Annotated in this window: 13 protein-coding genes; 10 read left to right on the top strand and 3 right to left on the bottom strand. The window is 72.4% G+C overall.

The genetic code is table 11. The annotated features are described in order from the left end of the window. The first annotated feature begins 2 nt into the window (after nt 1-2). A complete protein-coding gene (alc, locus tag N5875_RS07585) occupies nt 3-1121 on the top strand; it encodes an allantoicase (protein ID WP_338492403.1) in 1119 nt (372 codons plus the stop codon). 212 nt (nt 1122-1333) lie between these two features. On the opposite strand, the gene N5875_RS07580 is transcribed toward alc, so the two are convergent. Then, nucleotides 1334-2074, bottom strand: a complete 741-nt coding sequence (locus N5875_RS07580; RefSeq protein ID WP_338492400.1) for an SDR family oxidoreductase — start codon at nt 2072-2074, stop codon at nt 1334-1336. A gap of 170 nt (nt 2075-2244) precedes the next feature. Between N5875_RS07580 and N5875_RS07575 the strand changes: the two genes are divergently transcribed. Together N5875_RS07575 and N5875_RS07570 are read left to right on the top strand one after the other, a co-directional pair. Further along, entirely contained in the window at nt 2245-2856 is a 612-nt protein-coding gene (locus N5875_RS07575) for a dihydrofolate reductase family protein (protein WP_338492397.1), read from the top strand. A gap of 125 nt (nt 2857-2981) precedes the next feature. Beyond that, on the top strand, nt 2982-3917 hold the full coding sequence (locus tag N5875_RS07570) for a DMT family transporter (protein ID WP_338492394.1): 936 nt from the start codon (nt 2982-2984) through the stop codon (nt 3915-3917). Between the two features lie 13 nt (nt 3918-3930). Here the strand turns inward: N5875_RS07570 and N5875_RS07565 are convergent, their stop codons facing one another. Then, nucleotides 3931-4152 carry a hypothetical protein gene (locus N5875_RS07565; RefSeq protein ID WP_318212629.1) on the bottom strand — a complete coding sequence of 74 codons (222 nt, stop codon included), beginning with the start codon at nt 4150-4152 and terminating at the stop codon, nt 3931-3933. A 145-nt stretch (nt 4153-4297) separates the two neighbouring features. Here N5875_RS07565 and N5875_RS07560 point away from each other — a divergent pair, with 145 nt between their 5' ends. Genes N5875_RS07560 through N5875_RS07550 form a run of 3 tightly spaced genes read left to right on the top strand, consistent with a single transcriptional unit; the run spans nt 4298 to nt 7408 of the window. Further along, nucleotides 4298-5512 carry a histidine kinase gene (locus tag N5875_RS07560; protein ID WP_318212630.1) on the top strand — a complete coding sequence of 405 codons (1215 nt, stop codon included), beginning with the start codon at nt 4298-4300 and terminating at the stop codon, nt 5510-5512. Next, a complete protein-coding gene (locus tag N5875_RS07555) occupies nt 5509-6192 on the top strand; it encodes a response regulator transcription factor (protein WP_318212631.1) in 684 nt (227 codons plus the stop codon). The genes N5875_RS07560 and N5875_RS07555 overlap by 4 nt, the downstream gene beginning before the upstream one ends. 37 nt (nt 6193-6229) lie before the next feature. Then, a complete protein-coding gene (locus N5875_RS07550; RefSeq protein ID WP_338492390.1) occupies nt 6230-7408 on the top strand; it encodes a cytochrome P450 in 1179 nt (392 codons plus the stop codon). 16 nt (nt 7409-7424) lie between these two features. Here the strand turns inward: N5875_RS07550 and N5875_RS07545 are convergent, their stop codons facing one another. Continuing rightward, nucleotides 7425-8423 (bottom strand): Gfo/Idh/MocA family oxidoreductase, encoded by a 999-nt coding sequence (locus N5875_RS07545; RefSeq protein ID WP_338492388.1) that lies wholly within the window; start codon nt 8421-8423, stop codon nt 7425-7427. Nucleotides 8424-8562: 139 nt separating this feature from the next. On the opposite strand from N5875_RS07545, the gene N5875_RS07540 reads away from it, so the two are divergent. From N5875_RS07540 to N5875_RS07525, 4 genes are all read left to right on the top strand, one after another. Then, nucleotides 8563-9291: a GntR family transcriptional regulator gene (locus N5875_RS07540; protein ID WP_338499111.1), complete on the top strand. Its 729-nt coding sequence runs from the start codon at nt 8563-8565 to the stop codon at nt 9289-9291. A 122-nt stretch (nt 9292-9413) separates the two neighbouring features. Further along, nucleotides 9414-10433, top strand: a complete 1020-nt coding sequence (locus N5875_RS07535) for a sugar ABC transporter substrate-binding protein (RefSeq protein WP_318212634.1) — start codon at nt 9414-9416, stop codon at nt 10431-10433. Further along, entirely contained in the window at nt 10430-11485 is a 1056-nt protein-coding gene (locus tag N5875_RS07530) for an ABC transporter permease (RefSeq protein WP_318212635.1), read from the top strand. Before N5875_RS07535 ends, N5875_RS07530 begins: the two co-directional genes overlap by 4 nt. Further along, nucleotides 11482-12288, top strand: a complete 807-nt coding sequence (locus N5875_RS07525; protein ID WP_318212636.1) for an ATP-binding cassette domain-containing protein — start codon at nt 11482-11484, stop codon at nt 12286-12288. Before N5875_RS07530 ends, N5875_RS07525 begins: the two co-directional genes overlap by 4 nt. Nucleotides 12289-12343 lie beyond the last annotated feature (55 nt).

The following is a 12343-nucleotide window of genomic DNA, read 5'->3' as shown; positions in this document are numbered from 1 at the left end:
CCGTGAGCACCGGCATACCCTCCTTCACCGGCGACGCCAGCCCTTACGGCGGTGGCGACCCCTACGCCGACTACCGGACGGGTGACTTCCCCTTCACCCAGTACGCCGACCTCGCCGACCGGCGCCTCGGCGCGGGCGTGATCGCCGCCAACGACGAGTTCTTCGCGGAGCGCGAGAACCTGCTCAAGCCCGAGGCCGCCGAGTTCGACCCCGAGCACTTCGGCCACAAGGGCAAGATCATGGACGGCTGGGAGACCCGCCGCCGCCGTGGCGTCTCCGCCCAGCAGCCGCACCCCACCGAGGACGACCACGACTGGGCCCTCGTACGCCTCGGCGCGCCCGGCGTCGTCCGCGGCATCGTCGTCGACACCGCCCACTTCCGCGGCAACTACCCGCAGGCCGTCTCCGTCGAGGCCGCCTCCGTCCCCGGCTCGCCCTCGCCCGAGGAGCTCCTCGCCGACGACGTGAAGTGGACGACGCTCGTCCCGCGCACCGCCGTGGGCGGCCACGCCGCCAACGGCTTCGCCGTCGACGTCGAGCAGCGCTTCACCCACCTCCGCGTCAACCAGCACCCCGACGGCGGCATCGCCCGCCTCCGCGTGTACGGCGAGGTCGCCCCCGACCCGCAGTGGCTCGGCGTGCTCGGCACCTTCGACCTCGCGGCCCTGGAGAACGGCGGCCAGGTGGAGGACGCCTCCGACCGCTTCTACTCCCCGGCCACCAACACCATCCAGCCGGGCCGCTCCCGCAAGATGGACGACGGCTGGGAGACCCGTCGCCGCCGCGACAAGGGCAACGACTGGATCCGCTACCAGCTCGTCGCCGAGTCCGAGATCCGCGCCGTAGAGATCGACACCGCGTACCTCAAGGGCAACAGCGCCGGCTGGGCCGCGCTGTCCGTCGCCGCCGAGGGCTCGGAGGAGTGGACCGAGATCCTGCCCCGGACCCGCCTCCAGCCCGACACCAACCACCGGTTCGTGCTCGACACCCCGGCGGTCGGCTCCCGCGTCCGGATCGACATCTACCCGGACGGCGGCATCTCCCGCCTCCGCCTCTTCGGCTCCCTCACGGACGCCGGTACGGCCCGCCTGACGGCCCGCCACCAGGAACTGGGCGGCTGAGCCCCCCTTTTTTGAGGGCTCGGCCGCCTCCGGGGCGCTCAAGCCGGGCTCACGACCCCGACCGTGCTCGACCCCCTCGTTCCTCGGGGGGCCTCCGCGCGCTCGGGGTCGTTCCCCCGGCCGCGCCCCTTCGGCTCACTCGCCGGTCCTATGGGTGGGCCCTTCGAAACGGCCCCTGTGTACGGGTGCTGTGAGTCGCCACGGGGCCGGCGTTACGCCGCGTGCCCGCCGTCCACCGAGAACTCCGCACCCGTCACGTACCGTCCCTCCGGGCCCGCCAGGAAGGCGACCATCGCGGCCACCTCGTCCGGGGTGCCGAAGCGGCCGAGCGCCGTCATGGCGGCCTGGCCCTCGGCGTACGGGCCGTTCGCCGGGTTCATGTCGGTGTCGATGGGACCCGGGTGGACGAGGTTGGCCGTGATGCCGCGCCCGCCCAGCTCCCGGGCGAGCGACTTCGTCAGGCCGATCAGCGCCGACTTGCTGGTCGCGTAGAGCGTGCCGCCGGGGCCCGGAACCCGCTGGGTCATGCAGGTGCCGATGGTGACGATCCGCCCGCCCTCCGGCAGCCGCGCGGCCGCCGCCTGCGAGGCGAGGAAAGGGGCCCGGACGTTGACCGCGAGGGCCCGGTCCACGTCCGCGAGGGTCAGCGACTCCAGCGGGCCGAGGATCCCGACGCCCACGCTGTTCACCAGGACGTCGAGCCGTCCCAGCGCGTCCGCCGCCCAGTTCACCGCGCCCGCCGCGTCCCCGGCGTCGGCCGCGTCTGCCCGCAGCGGCAGCGCCCGTCGGCCGGTCGCCTCGATGCGCGCGGCGACCTCCTTGGCCCGCACCTCGTCCTGGACGTAGGTGAAGGCGACGTCCGCGCCCTCCTGAGCGAGGCGGACGGCCGTGGCCGCGCCGATCCCGCGGCTGCCGCCCGTCACCAGAACCGCCGTGCCGTTCATCGTGGACATCCCGAACCTCCGTGTGGAGTAGCCATAAGTGGTTGCGGGTTCAAGGAAAGCTGCCGCGGGCGCCGCAAGCTGGCGGGAATCGGACGCCGACCCGATCACCGATGAGTTCCGCCCGGCGGCACGGTCGGAACTGCTGAGACACGATGGACCGGAGACGAAAGGGCACCCCCATGGCCACGCTCAGCCTCACCCAGTTCCTGACCCTCGACGGCGTCCACCAGGCCCCCGGCGGCCCGGAGGAGGACCCCAGCGGCGGCTTCCCGCACGGCGGCTGGTCCGTCCCCTACGGCGACGAGGACTTCGGACGGTTCATGGACGGGGTCTTCGAACGGCCGACCGCCTTCCTCCTCGGCCGCCGCACCTACGAGATCTTCGCCGGCTACTGGCCGAAGCAGACGGACCCCGACAACCCCATCGCCACGAAGCTCAACGCGCTCCCCAAGTACGTCGCCACCTCCACCCTCGACTCCGCCGACTGGGCCGGGACCACCCTGCTCCGCGGGGACGTCGTCGAGGAGGTCGGGGCACTCAAGGAGCGCATCGACGGCGAGATCCAGATGCACGGCAGCGGCGGTCTCGCCCGGACCCTGCTCGACCACGACCTGATCGACACCCTGCATCTGCTCGTCTTCCCGGTGATCCTCGGCACCGGCCGCCGTCTCTTCGGCGACGGAGTGCGCCCCACGGCCTTCCGTCAGACGGACGCCCGCACCACCGGTTCGGGCGTCGCCATCGGTACGTACGAGCTCGCCGGCCGCCCCTCGTACGGCAGCTACGTCTGACCCGCACACCGACAGAGGACCCCGGAAAGATGTAGCCACCACAGGCCCGTCCCGGTACGGTGATCGCTCCACGTGCGAGCCGTCGAAGTCTCCACCCCACCCCGAGAGTTGGAGAAACGGCCGCAATGTCGGTTTCGTCGTCGATCGCCGCCCCCGTGTCCCTCGGCGCCCCGCGCCGCGCCTGGCTCACCGACCTGCCCGTGCTGCTCGTCGCCGTCGTCTGGGGCGCCAGCTACCTCGCCGCCAAGGGCATCACCACCACCCACACCGTCATCGCGGTCCTCGTGCTGCGGTTCGCGGTGGTGCTGCCCGTCCTGGTCGTCGCCGGCTGGGCCAGGCTCCGGGCCCTGAGCGCCGCCCAGTGGCGCGGCGCCGGGGTCCTCGGGCTGATCCTCAGCGGGATCTTCCTCCTGGAGACCTACGGCGTCGTCCACACCTCCGCCACCAACGCGGGCCTGATCATCAGCCTCACCATGATCTTCACCCCGCTCGCCGAGGCCGCCGTCACCCGGGTCAGGCCGCCCCGCGCCTTCCTCGGCGCCGCCGCGCTCTCCGTCGGCGGCGTCGTGCTCCTCACCCAGGGCGGAGGCTTCACCACCCCCTCCCTCGGCGACCTGCTCATGCTCCTCGCCGCCCTCGCCCGTACCGTCCACGTCCTGGCGATGTCCCGGATCAAGGCCGTCCGGTCGGCCGACTCGCTCTCCCTCACCACCGTGCAGCTCGGCTCCGCCGTCGCCGTCTTCGCCGTCATCGCGGCCTTCCCCGGCACCGGCGCCTCGCCCTGGGCGGTGGCTCTCGACTTCGGCCCCCGCGAGTGGGCCGGACTGCTCTTCCTCTCCGTCTTCTGCACGCTCTTCGCGTTCTTCGTGCAGATGTGGGCGGTCCGCCGCACCTCCCCGTCGCGGGTCAGCCTCCTCCTCGGCACGGAGCCCCTCTGGGCCGCCGCCGCGGGCATCGCCCTCGCCGGCGACCGCCCCGGCGTCCTGGGCCTCGCGGGCGCGATCCTCGTGCTCGCGGGCACCAGTTGGGGCCGGAGGGCCGCCGACCACGGGGCCGGGTAGGCCGGCGGACCGATCAGGTCTTCGCCACCCGGTCCGACACGATCATGAGGACCAGGCCGAGCACCGCGATCACGATGTTGGCGAACAGCTCACGGCCCTCCAGGAACCACACGTTCTCCGTGAGGAACCGGGTCACACCGAGGAGACGGAACCAGCCGTCCGTCAGCTCGCGCACCACCCCGGCCACACCGAAGAGGGCGAGCAGGAAACCGGTGACCTCCAGAAACTTCTTCATGAGGTGATCATGACGCCGCCGGTGGACCGGCCGCGTCCGCCTCCGGTCCACCGGCACCGCGACCGAAGTATCGACCTCCGCGACTTCGGTAGCGGCCCGGCCGCCACTGCCCCGCACGGCGCCCCCGGCTGCGTACATTGCCGATATGACCCGCACGGACCGGCAGCGCTGGCTGCTCCCCTCCCACCTGGCCGAACCCGGTGGGAACGGGGAGGGCCGGCCCCGCCGTACCGTCCGCGACTGGATCGTGGACACCTCGCTCTTCCTCCTCGCCGCCTTCGTCGGCCTCCTCGCCGCCGACACCAGCGCGCAGTACACCAGCGAGGCCGTCACCCTCGTCGACCAGCTCCTGGGCGCCGCCGGCTGCTGCGCCCTCTGGCTGCGCCGCCGCTGGCCGGCCGGGCTCGCGATCGGCCTCTCGCTGCTCAACATCGTGGCCCCGGTCGCCGCCGGCGCCCTCCTCGCGAGCCTCTTCAGCGTGGCCGTGCGCAAGCCCTTCCGCGAGGTCGCCGCGATCGGCGCGCTCGCCGTCGCCGCCTCCACCGCGCAGGCCTTCATCCGGCCCGACCCCACCACCAACACCGGGCTCTCCATCGCCCTCGGCTTCACCCTCATCCTGCTCGTCACCGCCTGGGGCATGCTCGTCCGCTCCCGCCGCCAGCTCGTCGAGGCCCTCAGGGAGCGCGCCCGCCGCGCCGAGGCCGAGGCCGAACTGCGCGCCGCCCAGGCCCAGCGGCTCGCCCGCGAGGCCATCGCCCGCGAGATGCACGACGTCCTCGCCCACCGGCTCACCCTGCTCAGCGTGCACGCCGGAGCCCTGGAGTTCCGGCCCGACGCCCCGCCCGAGCAGGTCGCCCGCGCCGCCGGCGTCATCCGCGACAGTGCCCACGAGGCCCTCCAGGACCTGCGCGAGATCATCGGCGTGCTGCGCGCCCCCGGCGAGAACGGCGACGGAGGCCACCGGCCGCAGCCCACCCTCGCCACCCTCGACGCGCTGATCGAGGAATCCCGCGAGGCCGGGGCCGACGTCGTCCTCGACACCACCGTGGACGAACCGGCCACCGTCCCGGCCGCCACCGGCCGTACCGTCTACCGCATCGCCCAGGAGGGCCTCACCAACGCCCGCAAGCACGCCCCCGGCACCACGGTCACCGTCACCGTGCGCGGCCGCCCCGGCGAGGGCCTCACCGTCGACATCCACAACCCGGCACCCGCCGGACCGGTCCCGCCCGTCCCCGGCTCAGGCCAGGGCCTGATCGGACTCACCGAACGCGCCGCGCTCGCCGGTGGCCGGATGGAGCACGGACCCGCCCCCGACGGCGGATTCTCCCTGCACGCCTGGCTACCGTGGCCCCCATGACCATTCGGCTGCTCATCGTCGACGACGACCCCCTGGTCCGTGCGGGCCTCACCCTGATGCTCGGCGGCGCCGAGGACCTGGAGATCGTCGGTGAGGGGACCGACGGCCGCGAGGTCCCCGAACTCGTCACCCGGTACGCCCCCGACGTCGTCCTCATGGACATCCGCATGCCGCACGTGGACGGGCTCACCGCCACCGAGCGGCTGCGGGCCGAGCCCGGCGCCCCCGAGGTCGTCGTCCTCACCACCTTCCACGCCGACGAGCAGGTGCTGCGCGCCCTGCGGGCCGGCGCGGCCGGCTTCGTCCTCAAGGACACGCCGCCCGCCGAGATCGTCGCCGCCGTCCGCCGGGTCGCGGCCGGGGACCCGGTGCTGTCCCCGGCCGTCACCCGCCAGCTCATGACCCATGTCGCAGGCCGGCCGGAGCAGTCCCCGCGCACCGCGGCCGCCGGACGCCTCACCGAACTCGCCGACCGCGAGCGGGAGGTGGCCGTCGCCGTCGGCCGCGGTCTGTCCAACGCGGAGATCGCGGCCGAGCTGTACATGAGCGTGCCCACGGTCAAGACCCATGTCTCACGGGTCCTCGCCAAACTCGGCCTCAACAACCGCGTCCAGATCGCCCTCCTCGTCCACGACGCGGGCCTCTTGACCGCGGGAGGGGGCGAGGACGGCCAGAACTGATCGTCTCCGCCCCGGACCCGTCGGATAGTCTGCGTCGATGTCCGTCATCGAACTGGGGGAGTACGGCGCGGACTTCACCGCGAACCCGTATCCCTCCTACGCGAGGCTCCGCGAGGCCGGTCCCGTCCACGAGGTGCGGATGCCCGACGGCTTCCAGTTCTGGCTGGTCGTCGGTCACGAGGAGGGGCGTGCGGCCCTCGCCGACCCCCGGCTCGCCAAGTCCCCGCACGTGATCGGCGTACGGGCGCCGGAGGAGGACATCATCGGCGTCCACCTCCTCGCGGCCGACGCACCCGACCACACCCGGCTGCGCCGCCTGGTCACGGGCGAGTTCACCGGCCGCCGGGTGGAGGCCCTGCGTCCCCGCATCGAGCGGCTCACCGCGGAACTCGTCGACGCGATGGAACCGGCCGGCCGCGCCGACCTCGTCGACTCCTTCGCGTACCCGCTGCCGATCACCGTCGTCTGCGAGCTCCTCGGGGTCCCCGCGGCGGACCGGGACACCTTCCGCCGCTGGTCGACCGAGCTGGTCACCCCCACCGGCGACGAGGACTTCACCCAGAGCATGGTGGACTTCGGCGCCTACCTCGACGCGCTCATCGAGGACAAGCGGGCCGCGGGCCCCACCGACGACCTGCTCTCCGGTCTGATCGCCTCCCGCGCCGAGGACGGCGACCGGCTCTCCGGACCCGAACTCCGGGCCATGGCCTATCTGCTGCTCATCGCGGGCCACGAGACGACGGTCAACCTGATCGCCAACACCGTCCGCAACCTCCTCACCCACCCCGATCAGCTCGCCGCCCTGCGCGCCGACCCGGGCCTCCTGGACGGGACGATCGAGGAGTCCCTGCGGTACGACGGGCCGGTGGAGACCAGCACCTTCCGCTTCAGCCGGGAGCCCGTCACCGTCGGCGGCACCGAGATTCCGGCAGGTCAGAGCGTTCTCGTCGCCATCGGGGCGCTCGACCGCGACCCGGCCCGGTTCCCCGAACCCGACCGCTTCGACATCCGCCGGGACACCCGGGGCCATCTGGCCTTCGGGCACGGCATCCACTACTGCCTGGGCGCCCCGCTCGCCCGGCTGGAGGGCCGGATCGCGCTCCGGACCCTCCTCGACCGCTTCCCGAACCTGGAACTCGACCCGGAGGGCGAGCCCTGGGAGTGGCTCCCGGGCCTCCTGATGCGCGGAGTCCGGCACCTCCCGGTCCGGTGGTGACGCCGCTACGGGGCGACTAACGGATGTCGTCCACCCGTACCGGGCACCGCTCCCGACGCGAGCGCTCGCACGCCTCCGCGATCCGGAGCGCCGCCAGGGCCTCCCGCCCGTCGCACGGGTTGGGCGCCTCGCCGCGGACCAGGCGTACGAAGGCGTCGAGCTCCGCCTCGTACGCGGGGGCGAACCGCTCCAGGAAGCCGGTCCAGGGCTTTCCCGGCGGGGCCGACGCCCAGGGCTCCACCGAGGTGAGCGGGGTGCGGTCGTCCAGGCCCACCGCGATCTGGTCCAGGTCGCCCGCCAGCTCCATGCGGACGTCGTACCCGGCGCCGTTGCGGCGGGTCGCCGTCGCCGTGACGAGCGTGCCGTCGTCGAGGGTGAGGAGCGCGGCGGCCGTGGACACGTCACCGGCCTCCCGGAACATCGCGGGACCGGCGTCCGAGCCCGTCGCGTACACCTCCACGACCTCCTGCCCGGTCACCCAGCGCACGATGTCGAAGTCGTGCACCAGACAGTCCCGGAAGAGACCGCCGGAGAGGGGGAGGTACGCGGCCGGCGGCGGTGCCGGGTCGGAGGTCGCCGCCCGTACGGTGTGCAGCCGGCCGAGCCGCCCCGAGCGCACCGCCTCACGCGCCGCCCGGTACCCCGCGTCGAAGCGCCGCATGAAGCCGAGCTGGAGCTCCGTGCCCGCCTCGGCCACCGCCGAGAGCGCGCTCGCCGTCCCCGGCACGTCCAGGGCGATCGGCTTCTCGCAGAAGGCCGGGAGCCCGGCGCCCGCCGCGCGGGCGATCAGCTCCGCGTGCGCGGCCGTCGCCGAGGCGATCACCACGGCGTCCAGTGCGTGCGCGAACAGCGCGGTGACGTCCGGCGCGGCCTCCGCCCCGAGCGCCCCCGCGACCCCGGCCGCCCGCGTGGTGTCCGCGTCCGCCACGACCAGCGACTCGACCTCCGGGTGGCGGGCCAGCACACCCGCGTGGAAGCTCCCGATCCGGCCCGTACCGATGAGTCCGATGCGCATGGCCCCACCGTGGAGCCGTCCGTCCCCGGTGTCAAGGATTTGTCAGGACAACCGGACGTCACGACTTCCCGTCATCAGCGCACCGGGCTACGCTCCCCCCGTGTCCAAGCAGTCAGGCGCCGCCCTGCCCCCGCTCTCCGTGGACCGCAGCAGCCCGGTCCCGCTCTACTTCCAGCTGGCCCAGCAGCTGGAGAGCGCCGTGGAGAACGGCACGCTGACCCCGGGCACCCTCCTCGGCAACGAGATCGACCTCGCCACCCGCCTCGGCCTCTCCCGCCCCACCGTCCGCCAGGCCATCCAGACCCTCGTCGACAAGGGCCTCCTGGTCCGCCGCCGGGGGGTCGGCACCCAGGTCGTGCACAGCACGGTCCGCCGCCCGCTGGAGCTGAGCAGCCTGTACGACGACCTGGACGCCGCCGGACAGCTCCCCGCCACCCGGGTCCTGGTCAACCGGGCCGAACCCGCCACCGGTCCGGTCGCCGCGGCCCTCCGCGTACCCGAGGGCAGCGAGGTCGTCTATCTCGAACGGCTCCGCACCGCGCACGGCGAACCCATGGCGTACCTGCGCAACCACCTGCCCGCCGGGCTCCTCGGCCCCGGCGGACCCGACACGGCGCGCCTGGAGACCACCGGTCTCTACCGGATGCTCCGCTCCGCCGCGCTGACCCTGCACAGCGCACGCCAGGCCGTCGGCGCGCGCGCCGCGACCGCTACGGAGGCGGCCTTGTTGGACGAGCGGGAGGGCGCCCCGCTGCTGACGATGGAGCGCGTCACCTTCGACGACACCGGACGCCCCGTCGAGTACGGCTCCCATCTCTACCGGGCCGACCGCTACTCCTTCGAGTTCCAGCTGATGGTCCGTCCGTAGGCCGTACCCCACCGGCCCAAGAGCCGGACACCGGCCCCCTGGCGAGCGCCACGACCCGCATGACCGATACTGCAATGCACGACTGCAATGCACGCAAAGGACACAAAGGAGGGCACGGCCTCGTGACCAGGCTTCGGACAGGAGGGGTACGCGCCGCAGTCGGCGCCGTGCTCGCGCTCGCGCTCACCGGGGCGCTCGCCGGGTGCAGCAGCACCGGCGGAAAGCGGGCGGAGGACGCCCGCAAGGCCGCCGAGGCCCAGGGCAGGGCGGCCGTCGACACCCCCCGCTGGACCTTCGCCATGGTGACCCACTCGGGTGACGGCGACACCTTCTGGGACATCGTCCAGAAGGGCGCCAAGCAGGCCGCCGCCAAGGACAACATCAACTTCCTCTACGCCCACAGCGACGAGGCCCAGCAGCAGGCGCAGCTGATCGACTCGTACGTCGCCAAGGACGTCGACGGTCTGATCGTCACGCTCGCGAAGCCCGACGCCATGAAGGCCGCCGTCGAGAAGGCAGTCAAGGCCGGCATCCCGGTGATCACCGTGAACTCGGGCGCCGAGCAGTCCAAGGCGTACGGGGCGCTCACCCACATCGGCCAGGACGAGACCGTCGCCGGCGAGGCCGTCGGCGAGGAACTCGACAAGCGGGGCAAGAAGAAGGCGCTCTGCGTCCTGCACGAACAGGGCAACGTCGGCCACGAGCAGCGCTGCGCGGGCACGAAGAAGACCTTCGGCGGCGAGCTGGTCAACCTCTACGTCGACGGCACCAACATGCCGGACGTCAAGGCCTCCATCGAGGCCAAGCTCCAGTCCGACAAGGACGTCGACGCCGTCGTGACGCTCGGCGCCCCCTTCGCCGACGCCGCCGTCCAGGCCGCGAAGAGCGCCGGGAGCAAGGCCGAGATCGACACCTTCGACCTCAACGCCAAGGTCGCCACCTCCCTCCAGGCCGGCACCCTCGGCTTCGCCGTCGACCAGCAGCCCTACCTCCAGGGCTACGAGGCCGTCGACCTGCTCTGGCTCTACCGCTACAACGCCAACGTCCTCGGCGGCGGCAAGCCGGTCCTCACCGGCCCGCAGATCATCACCAAGGACGACGCCGCGAAGCTCGTCGAGTACGCGGAGCGGGGCACCCGATGAGCTCCACCGCCCCACCGTCGGACGGGCTCGACCACGTCGACGAACGGCTGCTGCGCACCACCCCGCTGAAGAAGCTGCTGGCCCGCCCCGAGCTCGGCTCGGTCGTCGGCGCGATCGCCGTCTTCGTCTTCTTCTCCGTGGTCGCCGACAGCTTCCTGAACCCGTCCAGCCTCGGCACCGTGCTCTACGCGGCCTCCACCCTCGGCATCATGGCGGTCCCCGTCGCGCTGCTCATGATCGGCGGCGAGTTCGACCTGTCCGCCGGTGTCCTGGTCACCAGCTCGGCCCTGGTCTCGTCGATGTTCAGCTACCAGATGACGGCGAACGTCTGGGTCGGCGTCGGCGTCTCGCTGCTCGTCACCCTGGCGATCGGCGCCTTCAACGGCTTCATGCTCACCCGTACGAAACTGCCCAGCTTCATCATCACGCTCGGCACCTTCCTCATGCTGACCGGCCTGAACCTCGGCCTCACCAAGCTGATCAGCGGCACCGTCTCCACCAAGACCATCGCCGACATGGAGGGCTTCTCCTCCGCCCGCAAGCTCTTCGCCTCGCAGCTGACCATCGGCGGCGTCGAGTTCAAGGTCACCATCCTGTGGTGGTTCGGCCTGGTCGCGCTCGCCACCTGGATCCTGCTCCGCACCCGCTTCGGCAACTGGATCTTCGCGGTCGGCGGCGGCGCCGACGCGGCCCGCGCGGTCGGCGTCCCGGTCTACCGGACGAAGATCGGCCTCTACCTGGGCGTGGCGTTCTGCGCCTGGATCTCCGGCCAGCACCTGCTCTTCTCCTTCGACGTCGTCCAGTCGGGCGAGGGCGTCGGCAACGAGCTGATCTTCATCATCGCGGCCGTCATCGGCGGCTGTCTGATCACCGGCGGATACGGCTCCGCCATCGGCTCCGCGGTCGGCGCCCTCATCTTCGGCATGACGAGCAAGGGCATCGTGTACGCCGAGTGGAACCCGGACTGGTTCAAGTTCTTCCTGGGAGCGATGCTCCTCCTGGCGACCCTGCTGAACGCCTGGATCCGCAAGCGCGTGGAGGCCACCAAGTGACGACGGCCACGAAGACCGAGTCCGCTCCGCTCGTCGAGCTCGACGACGTCAGCAAGTACTACGGCAACATCCGCGCCCTCGAAGGGGTCTCCCTGGAGGTCCGCTCCGGCGAGATCTCCTGCGTCCTCGGTGACAACGGCGCCGGCAAGTCCACCCTCATCAAGATCGTCGCGGGTCTCCACCAGCACGACACGGGGACCTTCCGCATCGAGGGCGAGGAGGTCACCCTCGCCAACCCGCGCGACGCCCTCGACCGGGGCATCGCCACCGTCTACCAGGACCTCGCCGTCGTCCCGCTCATGCCGGTCTGGCGGAACTTCTTCCTCGGCTCCGAGCCCACCAGGGGATCCGGCCCCTTCAAGCGGCTCGACGTCGGCCTGATGCGGACCACCACCCGCGAGGCGCTGCTCCGCATGGGCATCGACCTCCGCGACGTCGACCAGCCCATCGGCACCCTCTCCGGCGGCGAGCGGCAGTGCGTGGCCATCGCCCGGGCCGTCCACTTCGGCGCGAAGGTCCTCGTCCTCGACGAGCCGACCGCCGCACTCGGCGTCAAGCAGTCCGGCGTCGTCCTGAAGTACGTGGCCGCCGCCCGCGACCAGGGTCTCGGCGTGGTCCTCATCACCCACAACCCGCACCACGCGTACCTGGTCGGCGACCGGTTCGTCCTGCTCAAGCGGGGCGTCATGGCCGGCAGCCACACCAAGGGCTCCGTCACGCTCGACGAGTTGACCCGGCAGATGGCCGGCGGCACCGAGCTGGAGGACCTCCGGCACGAACTGGAGCGGCCGTCCGGGACGTGACGGACCTCCCGCGCCCGTCCCCGATGTAACGGCCCCTTGACACCCCACCTGGCAG

It is taken from the genome of Streptomyces sp. SJL17-4 (assembly GCF_036826855.1).
Taxonomy (GTDB): Bacteria; Actinomycetota; Actinomycetes; order Streptomycetales; family Streptomycetaceae; genus Streptomyces.
This window is presented reverse-complemented; position numbering and strand designations above follow the sequence as displayed.

Bases quoted from the DNA above. Each gene is read 5' to 3' on its own strand.
- N5875_RS07550 (WP_338492390.1), top strand. From the start codon at position 6,230: ATGTCCGTCATCGAACTGGGGGAGTACGGCGCGGACTTCACCGCGAAC.
- N5875_RS07580 (WP_338492400.1), bottom strand. From the start codon at position 2,074: ATGTCCACGATGAACGGCACGGCGGTTCTGGTGACGGGCGGCAGCCGC.
- N5875_RS07530 (WP_318212635.1), top strand. From the start codon at position 10,430: ATGAGCTCCACCGCCCCACCGTCGGACGGGCTCGACCACGTCGACGAA.
- N5875_RS07570 (WP_338492394.1), top strand. From the start codon at position 2,982: ATGTCGGTTTCGTCGTCGATCGCCGCCCCCGTGTCCCTCGGCGCCCCG.
- N5875_RS07560 (WP_318212630.1), top strand. From the start codon at position 4,298: ATGACCCGCACGGACCGGCAGCGCTGGCTGCTCCCCTCCCACCTGGCC.
- N5875_RS07555 (WP_318212631.1), top strand. From the start codon at position 5,509: ATGACCATTCGGCTGCTCATCGTCGACGACGACCCCCTGGTCCGTGCG.
- N5875_RS07545 (WP_338492388.1), bottom strand. From the start codon at position 8,423: ATGCGCATCGGACTCATCGGTACGGGCCGGATCGGGAGCTTCCACGCG.
- N5875_RS07565 (WP_318212629.1), bottom strand. From the start codon at position 4,152: ATGAAGAAGTTTCTGGAGGTCACCGGTTTCCTGCTCGCCCTCTTCGGT.
- N5875_RS07575 (WP_338492397.1), top strand. From the start codon at position 2,245: ATGGCCACGCTCAGCCTCACCCAGTTCCTGACCCTCGACGGCGTCCAC.